This window comes from Pseudothermotoga sp. U03pept (assembly GCF_051235805.1).
Classification (GTDB): Bacteria; Thermotogota; Thermotogae; order Thermotogales; family DSM-5069; genus Pseudothermotoga_B.
The window spans coordinates 1,147,778-1,169,391 of record NZ_JBPNXV010000001.1 but is presented as its reverse complement, the minus strand read 5'-3'; the positions used below and the strand labels follow the sequence as shown (position 1 = coordinate 1,169,391).

21 protein-coding genes are annotated in these 21,614 nt (G+C 43.8%); 15 read left to right on the top strand and 6 right to left on the bottom strand.

Annotated features, from left to right (window positions below; translation table 11 throughout):
- The first annotated feature begins 1 nt into the window (after position 1).
- The 4 genes from ACSFC1_RS05690 (at position 2) to ACSFC1_RS05675 (ending at position 4,579) form a co-directional block, all read left to right on the top strand.
- Positions 2-853, top strand: a complete 852-nt coding sequence (locus tag ACSFC1_RS05690; protein ID WP_435565152.1) for an ABC transporter permease — start codon at positions 2-4, stop codon at positions 851-853.
- An 8-nt stretch (positions 854-861) separates the two neighbouring features.
- Positions 862-1,839 carry an ABC transporter ATP-binding protein gene (locus ACSFC1_RS05685; RefSeq protein ID WP_435565151.1) on the top strand — a complete coding sequence of 326 codons (978 nt, stop codon included), beginning with the start codon at positions 862-864 and terminating at the stop codon, positions 1,837-1,839.
- A 14-nt stretch (positions 1,840-1,853) separates the two neighbouring features.
- Entirely contained in the window at positions 1,854-2,813 is a 960-nt protein-coding gene (locus ACSFC1_RS05680) for an ABC transporter ATP-binding protein (RefSeq protein ID WP_435565150.1), read from the top strand.
- Between the two features lie 83 nt (positions 2,814-2,896).
- A complete protein-coding gene (locus ACSFC1_RS05675; RefSeq protein ID WP_435565149.1) occupies positions 2,897-4,579 on the top strand; it encodes a diguanylate cyclase domain-containing protein in 1,683 nt (560 codons plus the stop codon).
- A 19-nt stretch (positions 4,580-4,598) separates the two neighbouring features.
- Here ACSFC1_RS05675 and ACSFC1_RS05670 read toward each other — a convergent pair whose 3' ends face one another.
- The 5 genes from ACSFC1_RS05670 to ACSFC1_RS05650 all read right to left on the bottom strand — a co-directional run bounded on the left by ACSFC1_RS05670 (position 4,599) and on the right by ACSFC1_RS05650 (position 10,249).
- On the bottom strand, positions 4,599-5,693 hold the full coding sequence (locus ACSFC1_RS05670; RefSeq protein ID WP_435565148.1) for a hypothetical protein: 1,095 nt from the start codon (positions 5,691-5,693) through the stop codon (positions 4,599-4,601).
- Between the two features lie 229 nt (positions 5,694-5,922).
- The gene (rocD, locus tag ACSFC1_RS05665) at positions 5,923-7,182 is read right to left on the bottom strand and encodes an ornithine--oxo-acid transaminase (RefSeq protein ID WP_435565147.1); all 1,260 of its coding nucleotides are present in this window, start codon (positions 7,180-7,182) and stop codon (positions 5,923-5,925) included.
- A gap of 297 nt (positions 7,183-7,479) precedes the next feature.
- The gene (locus ACSFC1_RS05660) at positions 7,480-7,791 is read right to left on the bottom strand and encodes a prepilin-type N-terminal cleavage/methylation domain-containing protein (protein ID WP_435565146.1); all 312 of its coding nucleotides are present in this window, start codon (positions 7,789-7,791) and stop codon (positions 7,480-7,482) included.
- On the bottom strand, positions 7,788-9,758 hold the full coding sequence (locus ACSFC1_RS05655; RefSeq protein WP_435565145.1) for a hypothetical protein: 1,971 nt from the start codon (positions 9,756-9,758) through the stop codon (positions 7,788-7,790). The genes ACSFC1_RS05660 and ACSFC1_RS05655 overlap by 4 nt, the downstream gene beginning before the upstream one ends.
- Positions 9,759-9,763: 5 nt before the next feature.
- Positions 9,764-10,249 (bottom strand): type II secretion system protein, encoded by a 486-nt coding sequence (locus ACSFC1_RS05650; RefSeq protein ID WP_435565144.1) that lies wholly within the window; start codon positions 10,247-10,249, stop codon positions 9,764-9,766.
- Positions 10,250-10,416: 167 nt separating this feature from the next.
- Between ACSFC1_RS05650 and ACSFC1_RS05645 the strand changes: the two genes are divergently transcribed.
- The 11 genes from ACSFC1_RS05645 to ACSFC1_RS05595 are packed head-to-tail and all read left to right on the top strand — an operon-like array spanning position 10,417 to position 20,842.
- Positions 10,417-11,136: a response regulator transcription factor gene (locus ACSFC1_RS05645; protein WP_435565143.1), complete on the top strand. Its 720-nt coding sequence runs from the start codon at positions 10,417-10,419 to the stop codon at positions 11,134-11,136.
- Between the two features lie 3 nt (positions 11,137-11,139).
- Positions 11,140-12,405 (top strand): sensor histidine kinase, encoded by a 1,266-nt coding sequence (locus tag ACSFC1_RS05640; protein ID WP_435565142.1) that lies wholly within the window; start codon positions 11,140-11,142, stop codon positions 12,403-12,405.
- Positions 12,392-13,684 (top strand): pyrimidine-nucleoside phosphorylase, encoded by a 1,293-nt coding sequence (locus ACSFC1_RS05635; protein WP_435565141.1) that lies wholly within the window; start codon positions 12,392-12,394, stop codon positions 13,682-13,684. The genes ACSFC1_RS05640 and ACSFC1_RS05635 overlap by 14 nt, the downstream gene beginning before the upstream one ends.
- Positions 13,681-15,327 carry a phosphodiester glycosidase family protein gene (locus ACSFC1_RS05630; protein ID WP_435565140.1) on the top strand — a complete coding sequence of 549 codons (1,647 nt, stop codon included), beginning with the start codon at positions 13,681-13,683 and terminating at the stop codon, positions 15,325-15,327. The genes ACSFC1_RS05635 and ACSFC1_RS05630 overlap by 4 nt, the downstream gene beginning before the upstream one ends.
- A gap of 17 nt (positions 15,328-15,344) precedes the next feature.
- Positions 15,345-17,405, top strand: coding sequence for an elongation factor G (gene fusA / locus ACSFC1_RS05625; RefSeq protein WP_435565139.1), 2,061 nt, complete (start codon positions 15,345-15,347; stop codon positions 17,403-17,405).
- A gap of 43 nt (positions 17,406-17,448) precedes the next feature.
- On the top strand, positions 17,449-17,730 hold the full coding sequence (locus tag ACSFC1_RS05620; RefSeq protein ID WP_435565138.1) for a DUF503 domain-containing protein: 282 nt from the start codon (positions 17,449-17,451) through the stop codon (positions 17,728-17,730).
- Between the two features lie 15 nt (positions 17,731-17,745).
- Positions 17,746-18,324: a bis(5'-nucleosyl)-tetraphosphatase (symmetrical) YqeK gene (gene yqeK / locus ACSFC1_RS05615; protein ID WP_435565137.1), complete on the top strand. Its 579-nt coding sequence runs from the start codon at positions 17,746-17,748 to the stop codon at positions 18,322-18,324.
- A 44-nt stretch (positions 18,325-18,368) separates the two neighbouring features.
- On the top strand, positions 18,369-19,184 hold the full coding sequence (locus tag ACSFC1_RS05610; RefSeq protein ID WP_435565136.1) for an MBL fold metallo-hydrolase: 816 nt from the start codon (positions 18,369-18,371) through the stop codon (positions 19,182-19,184).
- 14 nt (positions 19,185-19,198) lie between these two features.
- The gene (locus tag ACSFC1_RS05605; protein WP_435565135.1) at positions 19,199-19,876 is read left to right on the top strand and encodes a hypothetical protein; all 678 of its coding nucleotides are present in this window, start codon (positions 19,199-19,201) and stop codon (positions 19,874-19,876) included.
- A 49-nt stretch (positions 19,877-19,925) separates the two neighbouring features.
- Positions 19,926-20,159, top strand: coding sequence for a glutaredoxin family protein (locus ACSFC1_RS05600; protein WP_435565134.1), 234 nt, complete (start codon positions 19,926-19,928; stop codon positions 20,157-20,159).
- 5 nt (positions 20,160-20,164) lie between these two features.
- Positions 20,165-20,842, top strand: coding sequence for a 2-phosphosulfolactate phosphatase family protein (locus ACSFC1_RS05595; RefSeq protein WP_435565133.1), 678 nt, complete (start codon positions 20,165-20,167; stop codon positions 20,840-20,842).
- Positions 20,843-20,863: 21 nt separating this feature from the next.
- On the opposite strand, the gene tpiA is transcribed toward ACSFC1_RS05595, so the two are convergent.
- Entirely contained in the window at positions 20,864-21,613 is a 750-nt protein-coding gene (gene tpiA, locus ACSFC1_RS05590; RefSeq protein ID WP_435565994.1) for a triose-phosphate isomerase, read from the bottom strand.
- Position 21,614 lies beyond the last annotated feature (1 nt).

Sequence of the window (21,614 nt, the reverse complement as noted above, 5' to 3'; positions counted from 1 at the left end):
TATGCCTGGAAAAACTTCACTGACGATCACTTTCAAGCGAATCAGCAGGAACAAAGGTGCTTTGATAGGAATGATTATCGTGATAGTTTTTGTGGCAGTTGCCATCTTGGCTCCACTGATTGCACCGAAGGATCCTTACAAGCAAGACCTTCTTTCGAGCCTTGAAGCCCCATCGTTCAGACATCTCTTCGGAACGGACATCTTCGGCAGAGATGTACTCAGCAGGGTAATCTACGGAGCCCGCACTTCGTTGTCCATATCTCTTGCTGCGGTCCTTTTCGCCATCTTGTTGGGGGTCGTGGTTGGAACACTTGCCGGTTACTTCGGTGGTGTAATCGACGAAGTTTTGATGAGATTTCTCGATATACTCATGGCGTTTCCAGATATACTCCTTGCAATCGCAATCGTTGCCGCATTGGGTCCTGGGAAAGCCAATCTGATAATAGCGATTGCCATCTATTCTTTTCCACAGTTTGCAAGGGTCATGAGGGCTTCTGTTCTGACGATCAAAACAAACGAATATATTGAAGCTGCAAGAGCAATCGGAGAATCACATTTGTCTATAATGATTAGGTACATTGTTCCCAATGCCCTCGCACCGATAATAGTACAGGCAACACTGAGAATGGCAACTGCGATCCTGACGATATCGGGGTTGAGTTTCTTGGGGCTTGGGGTTAAACCACCCGAGGCTGAATGGGGCACAGACTTAGCGATGGCACGGGTTTACTTGGAAATTGCACCTCATCTGGGCATCTTTCCTGGATTGGCATTGTTCTTAACGGTCATGGGGTTCAACCTGTTTGGAGATGGTCTTAACGATGCTCTCAACCCAAGATTGAAGGACAGGTGAGAAACAAGATGAGTGAGCTGCTCAGAATAGAGAATCTGCGGCTTTACTTTGACACAGAGGAAGGTACAGTTAAAGCCATAGAGAATGTGAATCTAACTGTGGACGAAAAGGAGATAGTTGGAATCGTTGGTGAGACTGGAAGTGGTAAATCGATCACCGCGATGAGCATACTGAAATTGATTCCATCGCCGCCTGCAAGATACCTCGATGGTAAGATCTGGTTTGAAGGTGAAGAAATCAGCCGCTTTTCCGAAGAGGAAATGAGCAAGATCCGCGGCAAGAAGATAGCGATGATCTTTCAAGAACCGATGACTTCACTAAATCCAACCTTCACCATCGGCGAACAGATATGTGATGTGATCATGACGCACACAAAGGTAAGCAGAGAAGAGGCTTTAAAAAGAGTTATTGAAACTTTCAAGTTGATCCGAATGCAGGATCCGGAGTCTTTGCTCGATAAGTATCCTCACCAACTCTCAGGTGGTATGAGGCAGAGAGTGATGATTGCGATGGCTTTGGTCTGTAATCCCAAACTGTTGATTGCCGACGAAGCAACCACTGCACTGGATGTCACAATTCAGGCGCAGATACTTGGTTTACTCAAAAACATGAATGAACAGCTGGGATTGAGCGTGCTGGTTATCACTCACAACTTCGGTGTTGTTGCGCAGTTGTGTGATAAAGTAGCGGTCATGTATGCAGGTTATGTGGTCGAGTTTGCCAAAGTGAGTGAAATCTTTGAAAGACCTTTGCATCCATATACAAGAGGGTTGTTGAGTGCAATTCCCCCCGTAAACCGTATGGTCGAAAACTTGAGGGTGATCGAAGGCAGCGTCCCGAATCTGGTCGATCCACCGAACGGTTGTCGATTTCACCCGCGCTGTGAAAGATTTGTCAAAGGTCTTTGTGACCAGAAGGTACCCGAGCTTTCTGGCACCGCTCATAAGGTCGCCTGTTTCAATCCATTCAACGGGGGTGAAAGATGATGGAGCTTCTGCAGGTGAAGAAACTTGTTAAAACCTTTGCTGTGAAGAGAGGGATCTTTGGAAAGCAATTTGTTATCAAACCGCTCAACGAAGTCTCTTTCACACTGAAAGAAGGAGAAACACTCGGTGTTGTGGGAGAATCAGGTTGTGGCAAGACAACCTTGGGCAGAACTGTTATAAGACTTCAGAAACCAGATGGCGGTGCGATATTCTTCAACGGGGTCGATCTGACCAACTTGCCAGAAAAGGAATTTCGAAAACTCAGAAGAAATATGCAGATCGTTTTTCAAGACCCCTTTTCTTCTCTGAATCCTCGCATGACTGTGTACGATATACTGGCTCGTCCAATAAGAATTCACAACATGCTCTCAAGGTCTCAAGAACGAGATCTCATACTGAGTACTTTGGAGAGTGTTGGGTTGAAATCAGAGCATGTCGGTAGGTTCCCACACGAATTCTCTGGTGGGCAGAGACAAAGAATAGCCATAGCCAGAGCGATAATAACAAGACCAAGGTTCATAGTCTTGGACGAACCAACATCAGCGCTCGATGTCTCGGTTCAAGCTCAAATAATGAACTTGCTCAAAAAACTGAAACAAGAGTTCAAGCTCACATATCTGTTCATATCTCATGACTTGTCCGTCATTAAGTTTTTGAGCGATACTATAGCAGTCATGTATTTAGGACAAATTGTTGAAATTGGCAAAACTGAGTCGATACTCAGCCAGATGCTCCATCCTTACACTCAGATGCTCTTCAGTTCTATTCCTCTGCCAGATCCCAAGACCAAGATGAAATTCACCGTTGATGTCAGCGAAATACCATCCTTGATCAATCTACCGCCCGGTTGTCCATTCTTTGAACGGTGCCAGTACAGGATGCCTGAATGTGACAGAAATAGACCCGCACTCGCTGAGGTGAAAGAAAATCATTCAGTCGCCTGTTTTTTACACCACAGCAAGGTTTACACCTAAGAATTTCTTTCCGATTCTGATGTGATACAATAAAGTTAGGTGTCGTCAAACTTCTATAGTATTCTTGCTGGGAGGCTAAGTAAGTGTTCAAGAACTTTCTTTTAGTGACAATTGTCTTAGCTCTGGCAATTGTTTTTGCTTCTTTCCTGATCAGCCGGAACTTCCAGCAACGTTTTTCCTTGGTCAAATCAATCTACCAAATGAAGGTTGAGGAACTTGCAAAGGCTATTAGCCTTGGCTACTTTCAATGGGATTACATGTACTCAGCCGTGATAGAGAACGACATCAAGGAGATTGAGGAACAGTTCCATAATATCAAGAAACGCTTTCCACAGGTAAAAGATGTCCAACTTGTTGAAGAATCTTCTCTTGATCTTCCACTGTACAGAATAGAATCACACAAGACAGAGTTACTCATCAGCTTCAAAATCTATGATGATAGTATGACAAGGTTCATTGAAGACAAGGTTGCGCTGGCTGTGGTGGATGCTCAAGAGATTTTGAACACCCTGGAGGTTAAGGAGATCAAGATTGCTGAAAAGGGTAGAGAGTTCGTCTATGGGCTGACTGTTCAAAGAGTTAAATTAACCTTTGTTGATCTACTCATTGCTATGTTCTGTATCGTTGGTGCATTTTTCTCGTTCTCCGGTGCGCTGTTGTTGAAAGCTCGAACAAAGATCAAAGTGGAACAACATCTGAAGAAAGAGCTTGAAAAACAGCATAGGATCACACAGACACTTTTGGAAGTAACGATGGAATTTTTGCACAGACAAGCCGAAGACGAGTACGATTACTGGCTAAAAAAGGCTATAGAGATCGTTCCTGGTTCACAAGGTGGCAGTGTTTTGGTGAAAGACAACGATCGGTATATCTACGTAGCGGCAGTCGGGTTCGATTTGAAAGAACTTAGGAAGATTTCCTTTTCGAGTCAAGAGATCTCTGATTGGATTGCTAAATCCTTCTCTGTGAGAACAAAGTTGAAAGAGTACGACGAAGCAAGGATCCCTCGTGAAAAGTTAGAGATTCTAAAAAAAGCTGCCAGAATAGATGAAATAAAATCGACTCTCATAGTACCAGTGAAGCTGAAGAACGAAGTTGTTTTGCTTTTGAATCTTGACAACTTTGAGAGTGAGGAAGCTTTTACAGAAGAATCAGTAGAACTTGCCAAGATTTTTGCCAATCATCTCGGGATTGTCTTGCAGCGAAAGAATCTTGAAAAAACGATACTGGAACAACGAGAATTGATGGAATATCTTTCATACCATGACGCACTCACGGGGCTTGCAAACAGAAGAATGTTCGAAGAATACAGCCAAAAGATCATCTCCTTAGCCCAGAGGGAAGGTAAGAAAGTAACTGTCCTGTTCATGGACTTGAAACATTTCAAGCAGATAAATGATATTCATGGACATCAAGTGGGAGATGAAGTATTAAGAATCATAGGCAGCAGATTGGAAAAATCTCTCAGAGAAAGCGATCTCATCTCTCGCTTTGGCGGCGATGAATTTGTGATCATCTTGTATGATTGCTCGTCTGAAGATTTGAATCGTCTATTAGAACGAATAATTAGAGTTGTTGAGGAACCAGTAGAGATAGCTGGTGAAATCTTCAGGATATCTTGCAACATAGGTGTTGCAAGGTATCCCGATGATGGCACTGAGATAGACCAACTTATAAGAAAAGCCGACATGGCCATGTACAGAGCAAAGAGTAAATCTCTCAAAGCTCTGCAGTTTGAAGACATTCAAGAGTGTGAACTTCAATGAAAGGATTTTCATTTCACTTTCAATTTTTAATATCTTGTTGAATCAGGTACAACTGGATATCCGTTGAACTGTGAGGGTTGTCTGACGCTGCGAGTATCAGCATTCTTTTGCTTTCAAGTGGTACGATTTCCACAACGCGCTGATCATTTGGCTCTCTCAGAGTGCGTTGTGTGATCAATATTCCATTCTGGTCTAATAACAGATAGGATATGTCTCTTCGTGTGTCGTTCTGCCAAAGTTCACCGTAAACGAGCACGATATCTTCATGTGTCAAAGCACCCTTAGTTGTGAAGTCATTTCCCAGATCAATCGTCTTTTGCCACACAGTTCGACCATAGGGATCAACTTTTACAACAAACAGTGCGTTGTAAGGCGTAAAGGAGTTCGATGAACCAACTAATACTATTGAGTCTTGCGTCCTTGCACAACCGACAGCCCTTTCCCACCTCTGACCGCCAAAGGTTGTACACCAATACCTGTTGCCATTTTCTGAGAACAAGCAACCCCAGAAATCCGCCTGTCCGTTGCCATAACTCTCGGTAGAACCAAAGCACAGATATTTGCCATTCAGCTTGCAAACTCCGCTGAACCATTCATCAGAAGAACCGCCAACCCGCTTGCTCCACAAGATCTCACCGTCATGATCAATTCTCATCACCAAGGCATCGTACCAGTTGCTACCAGTCGTGCGATGACCTCCAACGATTATGAGATCTTTTTCTTCACAAATCAGAGACTCTGCCCATTGGTCTGCGCCAGAAACAGGAACGGAATGTTGAAAAACAACACTGAGCTTTTCGTCCAAGATAGCTATTTTGATTCGAGATTGTTTGCTGATTATCTCATACCCAGCGAGGACAAAACCACCAAGGATATCCTGGGTAACATCGTTGAGTTTTGTGAAAGAAACTCTGTCGAGTGCGACAAGTTTCTTTAAATGAAGATCTGTGTCCAGTTCTATCGCCAATATCCTACCTTGTTCTTTTTCTTGTGCAAAGACGAGAAAACCACCCTCGGTCTCAAAACACTTTATAGGTTCTTGTGCGCCAGGAAGGTTCAAAGTGAAACTGTGGGCGATTGAACTTGACGCCCACAGCTCTGCGGTCAACAACAAGAGAATCAGGACTTCAATAGACCTTCTTCGAATACAACTAAAGAGATATGGTTTCATTGCCCAATGGGACTAAGGTTCACACATATCACTGCTAAGCTCATCAAAAACCTGCTTACATCCATTGTCTGAAAGATCCTCAACACTAAGATCAGTTCTACACAGATCAACTCCTCTTATTTTCCCATTTTGTAAACTATTCCGTGTTGAAATCCTCTCGTCTCAGTGATCACTAACCTTTGAGAGGATGTGCCTTTTGACTGTTTTCTGTAGCCTTTTCCTTGACTTGAATTGGTTCTGTGAGAACCTTTGATATCCGTTCGAGTGCCCAGTCTATTTCTTCACTCTTTATAACAAGAGGTGGGGCAAACCTCACAACTTGATCATGTGTTTCTTTGCAGAGTACTCCCAACTTGGCAAGTTTTTCACAGAATGGTCTGGCTGTGCCGTATTCCTTCTTTATTTCCACTCCGATGAGTAAACCTTTACCTCGGACCTCTTTTACATAGTCGCTCTCAATGCTTCTGAGTTGCTTCATGAAATACTCACCCAGTTCAAAGGCTCTGAGATCGAGTCTTTCATTTTCGAGAACCTCGATAGCTGCTATTCCAACTGCTGCTGCAAGTGGGTTTCCACCAAAGGTTGAACCGTGATCTCCTGGTTTCAAAACGTCCATGATCTGGTCATTGGCAAGCACGGCTGAAACCGGATAGACTCCTCCACCGAGTGCTTTGCCGAGTATCAAAATATCTGGCTTTGCGTCCTCCCAATGCCATGCGAAGATCTTACCAGTTCTTCCAAGGCCAGTCTGTATTTCATCAAAGAGCAACAAGGCACGGTGTTTTGAGCAGATCTCTCTCAGTTCTCTGAGATATCCCTCAGGTGGTACACGCACACCGCCTTCACCTTGAATTGGTTCGACCAAAACACCTATTGTTTCGTCATCAATCAGTTTTTCTACCGCTTTAGAATCACCGAACGGTGCCACTTTAAAGCCCGGTGTGTATGGCCCAAAGCCGTCTCGATATTGTTCTTCAGTAGAGAAGGAAACGATTGTGATCGTGCGACCATGGAAATTCCCCTCAGCCACTATGATATTTCCCTTGTTCATCGGTATTCCCTTCTTGTAATAAGCCCACTTTCGCGCAATCTTGAGGGCACTTTCGACAGCTTCAGCACCAGTGTTCATAGGTAAGACCTTTTCGTACCCACTGAAAAGTGCCAACTTCTCCTCAAACTGTCCGAGTAGATTGTTGTAGAAAGCCCTTGAAGTCAACGTGAGTTTCTCGGTTTGCCTTCTCAGAGCTTCAATGATCTTCGGGTGTCTATGTCCGTGGTTCAAGGCTGAATAGGCAGAAAGCATGTCCAAGTACTTGTTACCCTCAACATCCCAAACCCATACGCCTTCACCTTTTTCAATGACAACAGGGATTGGCTTGTAGTTGTGGGCTCCGTATCTGTACTCGAGTTCCATGAAATATGAACCGGTCATTCTAACCCTCCTTTATGGCGTTCATGTTACCTTCGATTTAATAATATCATCGAGTCCATTTTCGCCAAAATCTCGTAATCTACGGCTATCTGCGACAATGATTGCCAATCATGGACTATCATTCTTATTCTCACTCTTTCTTACGTATGCTTTCTTATGCTCAGGTATGCTAACTTTTGCGCAAAGATACTTGACTGAACACAGTTGCTCTGCCAGTGGCTGTTTGCGTTGAAGAAGTGCTGTTCTACTCAGGTGGCTTTCCGAGCGAAATGTGGGTGTTCGTTTCTTTTGGAGAACTCAAAATCTTGGATCTTTCAAGTTGTAGACATAGCCATTAGATACTTTTCTCACTTCTATTGAATCAAAAAAAGCATAAGCGCCGACGAGTTGGTAATTCAGAACTCTATCGAGAGTGTTGACCGATGTGCCAGAACTTTGCCCAGCAAAATTCGAACTCACTTCGTTGAAGAACGTCGCTTTCTTTGTCAAAACCTCACTGGACTTTGAGAAACTGCTAATCGCTTGGTTTGAAGACAAAATCAATATGATCATTGCAATTGAAATTATCGCTATGCCGATTATCAATTCAACCACTGTGTATCCTCTCATCTGAGCCTCAACCCCTCGAGCAGAATAGCCCCAGTCATAGGTGAAAAGCCTCTCTTAGCTGAATAAAGTCTGTTATCGAAGATGTTAAATTCTTTTAATCCCTTCATTCCATCCCACGTTGCAGTGACTGCCTCCGATGCAATAGAGCCGAACACAACTCTGTAACTCAGACCTTTAAAATCACTGTAATCAACCTTGAAAGTTGGAACCAAAATCTCGTTGCCTTTGCCTGGTTTTCGATCTCTATCCCAGTACATAGTGAAAATGCTCATATCCATGCGAAGGTTTCTAATGCTCGTTCCAGTCTTGTAACCGTTGTGCCAGGGTATCTCTATATCACCGGTTGTTATCAAGTTTATGTGATCTTTCGTTCCCGATTGAGCGAGTTTCTTGTACCATGCGTCCCAAAAGGTTTTGCCATCGATCATGTCAATCGACTGACTGCCGTCGATCAGCTTCAACCTTCCTTTGACATCTTTGTTGTTTGGTATTGGTGTTCCATCGGCAAAAAACGGATTCATGAAAACCTCGTAACTTCTGCCTTGAAAATCGATGACCATCGTGTTCGTATCGCGTGCACTGTAATATTCAATGTCACCGTAAATCCTCAGAATATCCCAGGGTGTTTGTTCCTGCTGTCTACCTCTATTTCCCATCACGAGTATCGTCCAATCACCCATAAAGACGTTTTTCGTCCAACTACCTTTCGTACCTATACCAACTACAGAGTTGGTCGTTTCACAAAATATGCCCAAGAAACCATTGAATGACGGTAAGGTTGCAGTGTATGTGTTCGATTCTTTTGAAGTTGTTTCCGTTGCGACAATCGTTGCCTGTACATTGGGTGGGCCAGGAAAAGGTATTCTTATCTCCACTTGATATCTTTTATTTTCATCTCTCTCAAAATATCCATCCTCACCGGAAAATCTTAGAATTTGGACATCTTGGTTGTTGATCTTGACTATCGAAGAAGTTATAACCAAATCATCTTTCTGGCTACCCGGAAGCTTTGAATAGCTCAGGATGAGTCCACTTGGATCTTGTGGCACACTGACTGTGCCCTTTGCGAGATCGATGATATCGACTTTGTTGAAGGTTGAAAGCTGTGCTTCCCAGTAGACTTTACCTTGATATGCGGACTTAAAGGCTTGTACATCGTTGTCATTCAGAGTTACTCTACCTCCAACGAAGACATCACTCTGTTTGGCAGGACTGATCAAATAACTCCTCAGCAATCTGTAAAAGGTTTTGCCGTAGAACCTCGGTCCGGGATTACCACCTATACCCAAACCCCCATGTCCGAAATCATCTACACCAAACCAGCTTGGGCCGTCTATAACCTCACCATTGCCGTAATAAGTCGAACCAGGTATTCCATTTGGCAGAAATACAGCGTAGTTGAAGAATCCCTCTGGACCGACGAGTGCCCATGCCCAAGAAGTGCCCACGTTTGCACACAAGAGTACGACCCACGAACGATCGCTATTCTCACAAAATGCGTAGACTCGAACTTTGGATAGGTCAATTTCCAGCAGTTCCTTTGCCTTGCTGTCGAGCAAAGCCCTTTTCAAGGGGGAATCACTACCATTTCCAAGCAATAGAAGATTCTTTACAAAAGAAAATTGGATATCATTCAAGGAGTTTTCGTCGAAGAAACTTTGCCAAATGCTTTTTTCAACTGGACCTGAACTATTGATAACAACGTCTCTTATTTTATCGAAATCGGTCGAGGCTGTAAGATGATCAGCAATATAAAAACCGTTGGCAACACTGTACTTGCTTCTCAGATATGCGCCAGCCGTTGCAATGACTTTCAGCGCATCTGATTTATCTGAAAGCCTCTGTATGGTCAAAGAAACTTTTCTCACAGTTGCTTCTATCTGCGTGAAGATTGCCACTGAAATTATCGCACAAACAGCGACAAGCAGTATGCTAACGACTATGACATACCCACTTCTCGCTCTCATACCTCTCACCTCACTCCAGGCGGATAAACTGTGAATTCCATACTCAGTGTTGAAGTTGCGTTGAACGGGTTTGGAGTGCTCACAATCACTCTCAGTGGAAGATCAATTTCAGATGCTGGAACAGCTTTTGCGAACCTTACCACAACATTTTCAACGGGGATTGTCTGGACTTGCTCATTCTCATAATATTTGAATTGCCTTGTATCCACAACTTCGACGGCTGCATTTATCTTCTGCCCATACAAAATTATATCAAAACTCACTTTTGTTGGCGATTCAACTTTCACAGAGGTTGTCGGACCAGCCGCCTTTGTTAGATATTCGATAACTCTGTCGGCAGTTTCGGAGAGCCTTCTGAAGGCGTCAAGTAGAAGGATATTCTTCTGTGCTTTGTCCAAATAGTTGTTCAGAACGAGGATTAACACGATCAGGAAACTGGTGAAAATCGCAATGGCAATTATGAGTTCTAAGAGTGTGAAGGCCTTCTTCACACAAATCCCTCCTCGGTGATGACTCATTATACCACTACACCTTCAGAGGATTGATGAACCTGCCAATCTATGTTACAATTTTCGAGGTTTCTGTTATAATGTTAACACGGTACGAGATCATCAGCGATTTTTGAAAAAAGGGAGGTGTACCCGAAGAGGGTGTGAATATGGCAAAGAAGAAGATTCTCGTTGTTGACGACGATCCATCGATCATCGAATTGGTGAGCTACAACTTAGCGCGCGAGGGCTACGATGTTCTGAAAGCCTACGAGGCAGAAGAAGCTTTGAAAGTAGCTGCAAATGAACCTGTAGACATGTTCATAGTCGACATTATGTTGCCTGGCATGGATGGTTTTGAGTTGGTTAGGCAGTTAAGAGGTATGGAGAAGTACAAGAACACACCTGTTGTCTTTCTCAGTGCGAAAGGCGAGGAGTTCGACAAGGTTCTTGGTCTGGAATTAGGCGCTGATGACTACATCACCAAGCCTTTCAGCATCAGGGAAATGATAGCGAGGATCAAGGCTGTTTTCAGGAGAATACAGCTGAGTGTCCAGGAGAGAGAAGAAAGACCCAAGAAGATAATCGCGAAAGGTTTAGAGATCGATGTCGAAAGATATGAAGTCAGGGTTCATGGACAGAAAGTTGGTCTCACACCACTTGAGTTCGAACTACTGAGATTCTTGGCAGAGAACGAAGGTAAGGTCTTCAGCAGGGATGTACTGCTTGACAAACTTTGGGGGTATGACTACTACGGTGATACCAGAACGGTCGATGTCCACATCAGAAGACTGAGGACGAAAATAGAAGAAGATCCATCGAACCCCAAGTACATCATGACTGTGAGAGGTAAGGGTTACAAGTTCAGAGACCCAGGGAAGGAAGAGTAATAGGTGCTTGTCTTCCTTGCAGCATTTTGTGGTTTTGCTGCCGGTCTGATCCTGTCCCTTGTCATCAGAGATAGAATCGTCAAGAACTTGAAGAGATTCTTTGTGAGGGTGGCGGAGTTGGTAAATGTTCCAGATGATTCGCCACCTCCTTATGTTTTGGAGACTATTAGAAAAACTATCAAGAATCTCGAAGATGAATTAGAAATGGCGCAGAAGAGCAGGCAGAACACGATGACTCTTTTAGACAACATTGTAGATCCAATTCTGTTTGTGGACAGCAACAGCGGTGAGATACTCTTTGCAAACGCTGCAGCACAAAAGATAGCCAGGCCTGTTGTCACCACGAGGAAGATCTACGAAGCAATTGAAGACTACTATCTCATAGAGATGTTCGATGAAACGGTCAAGAGCTGGCAAGTTCAGGAAGGAAATGTGATAATCTACATCGAAGGTAAGAAGAGATATTACTCTTGCAAAATGGTTCCTGTTCTACTGCCCAAAGGTGAAAAAAGAGTGGTCATCCTATTTCACGACATGACGAAAGAGTACGAACTCAACGAGATGAGGCGTGAATTCGTTTCAAATGTGTCTCATGAACTCAGAACCCCATTGACCTCTATTCATGGATATGCAGAAACGCTTTTGAGCGATCCAGATATGGATCCAGAGACAAGAAATAGATTTCTTACGGTGATAGAGAATGAATCTGCCAGGATGTCGAGGTTGATAAACGATCTGCTCGATCTTGAACGCCTTGAATCTGGTGAGGCAAGATTTGATTTTCAAGAAATTGATCTGTGTGCAACGGCAAATTACATAATCACCATAGTAGAACCTCTGTCAGCTGATTATGGTGTGAAGGTTGAGTGCGATTGTGAAAACATTTCAGTAGTTGGAGATCAAGACAGATTGGTACAAATGCTTTTGAATTTAGTTGACAACGCCATAAAGTATACATCACTGAAAGAGTCTGGTGAAAAGAAAGTCAAGATATCCATAAGCCGATCTGATTCCCATGCGATCATAAAAGTGATCGATACCGGTCCCGGAATGCCTGAAGATGCTCTGAAGAGAATCTTCGACAGGTTTTATCGTGTGGACAAAGGACGCAGCAGAAAGATGGGTGGGTCGGGCTTGGGTTTATCGATAGTCAAGACGATCGTAGAAAGACACAACGGAGAAATCTCAGTGGAGAGTGAACTTGGTGTTGGTACAACCTTCACAGTGAAGTTGCCTATCAGAAGGGTTGAGAGCGATGAGGATGTATGACATCATAAAGAGGAAGAGAGATGGGTTTGAACTGACTGAAGAGGAAATACAGTTCGTTGTCAACGGCTATGTCTCTGGCGCGATACCAGATTATCAGATGGCTGCTCTGTTGATGGCGATATTCTTTAAGGGAATGAACCAGAGGGAAACCTTTGATCTAACGATGAGCATGGCAAGATCTGGTGAAATGATTGATCTTTCGCCGATCGAGGGTATAAAGGTAGACAAACACTCTACAGGTGGTGTTGGCGACAAAACAACCTTTGTTGTCTTACCACTTGTAACTGGTTTTGACGTCAAATCGGCGAAGATGTCTGGTAGAGGCCTTGGACACACAGGTGGAACGATTGACAAGATAGAATCAGTGCCTGGAATGAGAACAGAATTGTCACAAGATGAGTTTTTCGAAATCGTCAGAAAGGTCGGTTTCGCGATAATCAGTCAAACAGGCAACCTTGTTCCTGCAGATAAGAAGATCTACGCACTTCGAGACACAACTGCCACCGTTGACAACATCTCTTTGATCGCTTCGAGTATCGTCAGCAAAAAACTCGCGGCAGGTGCCGATGCAATCATCTTTGATGTGAAGGTCGGATCGGGTGCATTTCTCAAGAGTGTTGATGAAGCTAAACAACTGGCGAAGCTCATGATAGAAATACTAAGAAAATCTGGCAAACTCGCCAGAGCGGTTTTGTCTGATATGAGCCAACCTTTGGGTAAGATGGTTGGGAACTCTCTTGAGGTCATAGAAGCAATCGAAACGCTGAAGGGCAAAGGACCAAGTGACTTGACAAAACTCTGCGTTCACATATCTCGGAAATTACTCGATTTGGTTGGTATAGTTGTTTCTGAAGAAGAGATCTACAAAGAGATTTCTTCCGGTAAGGCTTTAGAAAGATTTGCGAGATTTTTAGAAGCACAGGGAGGAAATCCAAAGGTAATCGAAGACTACTCGCTGCTGCCTGCGAGCGAGAAGATCGTTGAGGTAAAGGCTTCGAGAAGTGGTTATGTTTCGGCTATTGACACTGAGGCTGTTGGTGTTGCTTCAGTTGTGTTGGGGGCAGGAAGATCAAAAAAAGAAGACAGTATCGATCCAAGAGTTGGAATAGAAGTTCTGAAGAAAGTCGGTGACTCGGTGCATTTGAATGAACCACTCGTACGAATGTATGTCTCTGAGAAGAGTGATGTGCAACTCGCTATCAGGTTGATCACCCACGCCTACACTATTTCAGATGAGATCGCAAAACCACGTGAGATCATAATTGAGGTGATTGAATGAGAATCGTCTCGATTCTTGTGCTCTTACTTTCCTGTACGATAGTTTTGTCACAAGTTTTGGTGGGTGTGAACGGTAAGTTCACATCGTTACAAGAGAAGGATGGTTTTGTAGAAGTGAAACCTCTGGAAGCGATAGGTGCTTCACTTGTCATTTCTGAAAAGTCTGGCAGGGCTTATTTGATTTACGGTAAGAAGATAACGATCCTGGAGAAGAGCGGCACAGTATCGATTGACTTCTTGGACATCTTTCCCAACGGCGCCTTGTACACAGGCGATAAGATCATGATCAGAATCGATCTACTCTCGAAGATCTTCAACGTTGACAGGTACGAAACTGCCACTGGAAAGACGGTGCTTTTAGACAATCTTTGTGTCTTAAAGTCGATAGATCTCTCTCGAAACGAACTGAAGCTGAGCTTTCTTGGTTTTCCATTTGAAGACATGATGAAGATAACCACTGAAAAATCCAAAATTCGCATTGTTCTATCTCCATGTCTTTCCAGCTTCTCTTCAACAGATAGGATTAAGATTGATCAAGTTGGCAATAAGACTGACATAGAGATTAACTTTGATATCGAAGCAGAACCATCTGTTTCATTGAAAATGGAGGATAACTCCGCAATTCTCGCAGTGAGATTTCCACAGATCAGTAGAGAGATACTCGCCGAAGGAGTTTCTTGGGAGCAAAAGGTTGAAAAGATAGGTGGAAAAGATGTGCTGGTCAGCTACCTATGGATCGATCCAACGATTGTCGAGTTAAGGCCCCAGATCAGTGCGGGCGGCATCGGAACAGCTGAAAGTGTCGAAAGGATGGTTTCCAGAAATAACGCGATAGCAGGTATTAACGCCAGCTATTTCGATCCGAATACAGGACTTCCTATAGGTTTACTCATCGTTGATGGAAAGATACTCTCGCTGCCTTATGGGAACAGACCAGTTTTCGTCCAGACGAAATCAGGAGCAGTTGTTGTTGCCAGGATGTATTTCGATTTGAACGTGAGAATTGGTCAGCTGTTGTTCTTGGTTAAAGGAGTTAACACCATCGCTCAAGGAGAGGTACTCATCTTCACACCTGAATTTGGGCTTTCGATCCCACGACGCGATGGAATGATCTATTTCAGTGTTGTTGGTGGCAAGATCAGCGGTTTTGGATGGTCAGCGAAGGCACCGAAGGACGGTTATGTTCTGGCAATTTCATCGAATTACGAAAGATACCTGCAGAGTATTCAGATAGGTGATAAGGTGGATTATGTCGTAAACACCGATTTTCCTTACTCGATAAAACACGCCGTAGAAGCGGGACCACTGATTTTGTACAACGGCACTCCAATCCCAGACAGGAACGATGAAAAGAATCGTTACGGTGGTAACATAGCAAGGAGTAATGCCACGAGAACGTTGTTGGCAACGCTTGCAGATGGTAAGGTTGTTTTGGCAGTCATAAATGATCAAAATGGATCTGGTGGTGTCAATTACGACGATTTAGTTGAATTCTGTATGAACAAAGGATTCTATTCAGCGATGAATTTCGATGGCGGGAGTTCTTCGGTGATGGTTATCAGAGACCAAGTGGTGAGCAAAACATCGACTGCTTGGACGAGGGCAATTCCAGTATCGTTACTTGTCATCAAAAACAATAAATGAATTTCGGAGGTGGAGCCATGAACAAATCGGTCGAGAAGAAAAGAACAGTTGCACTCATAGGCCACAACGGATCAGGGAAGACTCTTCTGCTTTCTGCAATGCTCTACAACGTAGGTCTATCGGATCGAATCAGTCAAAGGTTGATCGACACAGATCCGATCGAAGAAGCAAAAGGTTCGAGTATCACTTCTCACATTTACTCTTTCGAATGGGCGGGATGCACCGTTACAACCATCGATACACCGGGTTTTGGAGACTTTATAGCCGATGTCATGAATGCGGTGTTCGTGAGTGAAAACGTTCTGAGTGTTATCAACGCGGTCTCGGGTGTCGAAATACAGACAGAGAGAACCTGGCAGATTGCCGAGAGCATGCACAAACCCATCATGGTTTTCATAAACCAGATGGACAAGGAACGTGCAAATTTTGACAGCGCGCTCCAAAGTCTTCAGTCAGCCTTTGGTAGAAAGATGGTCGCATTGACGATACCAATAGGAAGCGAAGCCAACTTTCAAGGTGTGGTTGACCTTGTTTCAGGGAAGGCGTATCTGAATGAAAATGGTAAGCCCAAGGAAGCATCTGTACCAGCTTCTTTGACAGCGAAGGTTGAAGAGATGAAACTGAAGGCAATTGAGGATATCGTTGAGTCAAACGATGCTCTGATGGAAAAGTACTTGGAGGGACAGCAGATTCAACCTGATGAGTTGATAGATGCGTTGCTGAAAGCGTACAGAGAAGGAACTGTGGTACCTGTTTTCTGTGGTTCTGCAGAAAAGAATATAGGCGTTAATCTTTTGCTTGACTACTTGGTCAGAGTTGGTACAAATCCACTCGAAGCTGCTGCTTACGAAGGGAAACTTGAGACCGGTGAGAAAGTCACCGTGAAAATGAGTGAGAGTGAGCCATTCTGTGCCTACAATTTCAAAACTGTCGTTGACCCATTCGTTGGTCGCGTGAGTTATATCAAGGTAATCGCGGGAGTCATAAAACCCCAAGACAGTTATTTCAACGTTAGCAGAGGCAGTTCAGATAAATTCGGACGCCTTTACTTTGCGCGAGGGAAAGAACAGATCGAAGTCGAGCAGGCTGGATGCGGTGATATAGTCGTTTTGCCGAAACTCAAAGAAGGTGCTGTCACGGACACTTTCACTCACAAAGACAGAAAATTGACAATCGTGCCACCGACCTTTCCGGAACCGATGTTCTCAAGATCTGTCAATCCAAAATCGAAAGCGGATATAGACAAAATCAGTAACGGTCTATCGCGCTTGGCTGAAACTGACCCAACATTTGAGTGGGAGTATGATCCAGAAACCGGTGAAACGGTGGTCTCTGGTCTGGGAACTATTCATTTGGACGTGATGATAGAGAGATTGAAGAGTACTTTTGGCGTTGACGTTGAAGTTGGTAAACCGAAGATCGCTTATAGAGAGACAGTGACCAAAAAAGCAGTCTCTGAATACAAACACAAGAAACAAACAGGTGGCCATGGACAGTATGGACATGTGAAGATAGAACTGGAGCCACTCCCAAGAGGTGCCGGCTTTGAGTTCGTCGACAAGATCTTTGGCGGTGTGATACCGAAGAACTTTATCCCATCTGTTGAAAAGGGTATAGTAGAAGCTATGAAGAAAGGATCTGTGGCTGGTTATCCAGTTGTTGATATACGCGTGACGCTCTTCGATGGTTCATATCATGAAGTGGATTCTTCTGATATCTCTTTCCAGATTGCTGCAATTCAAGCCTTCAGAAAAGGCATGGAAGAGGCAAAGCCTGTTCTGTTAGAACCCATAATGGAAGTCGAGATCTTCTGCCCAGATGAAGTGGCTGGAGATGTAATGGGAGAGGTCACGAGCAGAAGAGGCAGACCACAGGGCATGGAGTCGGCCGGCAGAGGCATGTCAAAGATAAAGGCTGAGGTCCCTCTCGCCGAAATGCTCGACTTCTCGGGAAGACTTTCTGGTATTACGAGCGGTCGAGGATATTTCACAATGAAGTTTGTGCGATATCAAGAGGTCCCACCAAACATTCAAGAGAAGATTGTTCAAGAAAGAAAACAGGAAAACCAGAATGCATGATCTTGGGGGCTCAGTCCCCCTTTCGAAATTTGGGTGAACTCTCATGCACGTTGCTGTTCTCAGCTACACAATAAGGCTTTTTGGAATAAACAGCCTCAAGGAAAAACGTTCTCTTATCAAGGGTTTGATAAATGAGATCAGGACAAAGTTCAACGTATCGATCTGCGAGCTGGATTTGAATGATTCAAAGAATTGGGCACAGATCGGTGTAGCCGTAATTTCGTCGGCACAGGATGTAGTCGATCGAGTGGTAGAAGGCATCACTTCGATAATAGAAAACACAGATGGTGTCCAGATAGCTGAGATCGAAAGGGAAGGCTGGTAGACTGTGCAGGAGATCGTGAGGTCTCTTGAAGAACTCTGTGATAGATTGCTGACCAAGAAACGTAAAGCTCATGTCAAATCGTGTGTGCGTTTTGCATCTGAACTTGCAGAAATTCATAACGTTGATGTTAATCGAGTGAAGATCGCAACTCTCGCCCACGACGCTTTTAGGGATCTTAAACCAACGGTTCTTCTGAAGATGGCAATTGCTTACAAGATACGAATCACTGATCTGGAAAGGTTGAACCCCATACTCTTACATGGGAAGATTGCTGCAGAGTACCTGCGCCGAAGATTCAACTTGACTGACAGAGAAGTCTTGCAAGCGGTTGCTTACCATACAACTGGCAAAGAAGGCCTTGGGAAGGTTGGTACAATCCTTTTCTTGGCAGACTCCTTGGAGGAAAACAGAGTGTACGATGACGTTGAAAGGCTCAGAAAAATCGCCAAAGAGAATCTGGACGAAGCCCTCTTGATGATTGCAGAGAACAAGATTCGCTATGCTCTCATGAGAAGGTTGCTTTTGATGCCAGAAACAGTTAAGATGTGGAATTGGCTCATAAGACAACGAAGGGATGATAAGAACTGGAACTGATTTGGATAGATGATCGCTGTGGTCTTCTGAGAGATAGAACTTCTTTGGGGCTGATAAGACTTTCAAAGGATGTCATTTTGATAGACTCTGGCATAGATGATTCGTATGGACGCAAGGCTTTGAAAGCCATTACGGAAAATGGTTTGAAACTTCGATGGCTGATCAACACACATTTTCATGCCGATCACATAGGCGGCAATGCCTTCATTCAAAGGAAGACAGAGTCAAAAACATATGCACACAAGTTGACAAAACCTTTCGTTGAGAATCCCATCTTGGAACCTGTTCTTCTCTTCAACGGAGCCGATCCAATAGAAGAGCTAACAGCGAAGTTTTTCAAGGCAGAACCTTCTAAGATCGATTCTGTTTTTGAAGAAGAATCTTTCTTTGAAGATGTGAAGATCATCGAATTACCAGGTCATGCAATTGGACAGATCGGCATAGCTCTGAATGGCATTGTATATGCTGCTGATTCCATCTTTGGAAATGAGGTCATTGAAAGACAACGGATGATCGTCTATAGTGATATCGATGCAGCTCTTCAATCAATAGAAAAGTTGAAAACCTTTGACATCTTTGTACCATCACATGGCTCACTTTCGAAAAGCCAAGAACTTCTCACTCAAAACAAGTTCCACATCGAAGAAACTGCAGGAAAGATCTATAAGCTCTTGTCAGAACCAAAGAGCGAAGAACAACTGCTCGCTGAAATCGTCAACAAACTCGGCATAGAGATAAAGGAGCTGGGTTTATACTATCTTCTGAGAATGACATTGCTCGCTTACTTGAAGTGGTTCAAAAAGCGTGGTTTGGTACAACCACAGATGATTGGCAACAGAGTCATTTGGCATAAACTGTGAAGGAGGAATGATGAGTGAAAAGGAAAAGAACTGGTCTGATGTGGAGTATTGTGATCGCCGTAATCTTAGTTGGGGCTTTTGTGCTCTGGTTCACGGTGAGCTCGGGAGCGATCAAAAACTCTGAAGAGTTCACTGCCTCAGTCCTTCATTTTGCTTTTGTTTGTAAGGATGACAATTACGCCTACTTCATAAGGATGGATGTCTCTAAGAGAATGGTCTACGTGATCAGATTTCCTCAATATTCTTTCAATCCTATGACAAACAGAGCGCTCGATGTCACAAATCCTTTGGAGGTCTTCAATTTCGCTGAAAACCTCATCGATTTCACCTCAAACAAAAGGTACTACGCTGTGGTTAGCAAGGAACAAATTGACAAATTCTCCAAAGAGGTTTTACACCGCCAAGAGGAAAACTTTGAAAAGCTTTTAAGAGCAATTTCAGAGAGAAAATCCAAGGCCTTCGACTTTCTGCTTTTCAAAAAATGGGTCTCGATCTTCAAGCCAGAGACGACCCTTACACCTGCGGCATTGGCTAAGCTCCTCTACGAGGTCCAGAGAAACGCCATGAGGTTTTACTACCCAGAAGCAGTCACTGAGAAACCACTGCAGATCCTCGTAGATGGCAAGACTTATCAGAGAGTCTATCTTGATGCGAACAGCGTGCAGTTCATAAGAGATGACATAAAGAAGTAAAGTTGAAATTCCGACAGAAATGGTATAATATTCTGTCGGAGGTGGTATTTTGTACAAAATCACAGTCTATACGGCGCCAGGATGTCCGTACTGTGTCAAAGCCAAGAACTATTTCAGACAGCTTGGCTTAAAGTTTGCTGAGATCGATGTTTCAAGAAGTCAAGAAGCTGCTGAGAGATTGGTGAAGAGAACTGGTCAAACAGGAGTACCCGTTATCGAAATAGGTAATCAAATCGTCATTGGTTTTGACAAAAACAAGATAGACAAACTCTTAGGAGTGTAGAATCGTTGGTCGATGTACTCTTTTTGCCCAAACGCATTGATGAAAAAGATGCCTGTGTTGTTGTCGTTGATGTTCTAAGAGCCACAAGCACAATCGTCACCGCGTTGGCGAATGGCGCGAGGGCAGTCATACCTGTCCGAACAGTTGCACAGGCGAAGAGGATGAAAAAGCAAGATGTCTTGATCTGTGGCGAGCGCCAAGGTATCAAGCCACAGCATTTTGATCTGGGCAATTCACCTCAGGAGTATTTGAATGTGGCAGACAAAGAGATAGTTCTCACAACCACCAATGGCACTAAAGCAATTTCGATGGTCAATTCTCGACGCGTCTACGCAGCTGCATTTTTGAATTTGACTGTGATATCAGATCTGATGAGAAGTTGCGAAAAGATAACGATCGTTTGTTCGGGCCAAGACAATGCCGTTGCTCTTGAAGATGTACTGTGTGCCGGTGCTCTTGTTTATCAAAGTGGTTTGAAGAAACTCACAGATGCCGCTCAGATTGCCCTAAGACTTTGGAAACAAGCAAAGAGAAAGGATCTATCGAAATTGCTTGCCATCTCACAGCATGGCAGAGAACTGAAAAAATACGGTTTTTCAGGAGATATTGAATTTTGCGCGCAAATCGACAAGTACAAAGTCATACCTGTATTGACCAAAGACGGCTTTGTAGTTGAAAAATAAGCCCCGCGAACGGGGCTTATTTTAAACGAACCACGAAAGTATTTTCGCCAGCTCGACGAACTGTTCATCGAGACTCGCGCCGCCAACCAATCCACCGTCTATATCTGGTTGTGCCATGAGTCCGAAGAAATTGTCTGGTTTTATGCTTCCACCATAGAGTATTGGTACCTTTTTCGACAGATTCTCATCATAAAGGGCTTTCAACAACTTTCTTATGAAGCCGTGAACTTCTTGAGCTTGCCATGGTTTTGCGACTATACCCGTGCCTATAGCCCAGACTGGTTCATATGCAATGACGATCCTTTCTATCTGGTCTCTGGTGAGACCAAACAAGCCTTGTCTGAGTTGTGATTCAACCACACAGAAAGTCAAACCCTTTTCTCTTTCTTCTTTTGTTTCTCCAACACACAGAATCGGTGTCATACCGTTATCCAGAATTGCCTTAACCTTTTTGTTGATAAACTCATCTGTCTCACCGAATATATGACGTCGCTCAGAATGTCCCACGATCACGTATTCAACACCGATCTCCTTCAGCATCACAGGTGAAATTTCACCAGTGAAGGCTCCTGCTTTCTCGTAATGGCAATTTTGAGCACCAAGGCACAGATTTGTCTCTCGGAGTACCTCGGCTAAATCAGATAGGCAAACAAAAGGCGGGCACAGAACTATTCTCAGTTTCATGCCCGCCAATCGCTGAATCAATGTATTTGCAAAGAGTTTTGCTTGTTGGTTGGTTTTATTCATTTTCCAGTTTCCAGCGACGATCAGT

What these genes read in the sequence shown, in the direction of transcription:
- ACSFC1_RS05660 (WP_435565146.1), bottom strand. Translation starts at nt 7,791, where the DNA reads ATGAGAGGATACACAGTGGTTGAATTGATAATCGGCATAGCGATAATT.
- fusA (WP_435565139.1), top strand. Translation starts at nt 15,345, where the DNA reads ATGAACAAATCGGTCGAGAAGAAAAGAACAGTTGCACTCATAGGCCAC.
- ACSFC1_RS05645 (WP_435565143.1), top strand. Translation starts at nt 10,417, where the DNA reads ATGGCAAAGAAGAAGATTCTCGTTGTTGACGACGATCCATCGATCATC.
- rocD (WP_435565147.1), bottom strand. Translation starts at nt 7,182, where the DNA reads ATGACCGGTTCATATTTCATGGAACTCGAGTACAGATACGGAGCCCAC.
- ACSFC1_RS05655 (WP_435565145.1), bottom strand. Translation starts at nt 9,758, where the DNA reads ATGAGAGCGAGAAGTGGGTATGTCATAGTCGTTAGCATACTGCTTGTC.
- ACSFC1_RS05635 (WP_435565141.1), top strand. Translation starts at nt 12,392, where the DNA reads ATGAGGATGTATGACATCATAAAGAGGAAGAGAGATGGGTTTGAACTG.
- ACSFC1_RS05630 (WP_435565140.1), top strand. Translation starts at nt 13,681, where the DNA reads ATGAGAATCGTCTCGATTCTTGTGCTCTTACTTTCCTGTACGATAGTT.
- ACSFC1_RS05620 (WP_435565138.1), top strand. Translation starts at nt 17,449, where the DNA reads ATGCACGTTGCTGTTCTCAGCTACACAATAAGGCTTTTTGGAATAAAC.
- ACSFC1_RS05690 (WP_435565152.1), top strand. Translation starts at nt 2, where the DNA reads ATGCCTGGAAAAACTTCACTGACGATCACTTTCAAGCGAATCAGCAGG.
- ACSFC1_RS05685 (WP_435565151.1), top strand. Translation starts at nt 862, where the DNA reads ATGAGTGAGCTGCTCAGAATAGAGAATCTGCGGCTTTACTTTGACACA.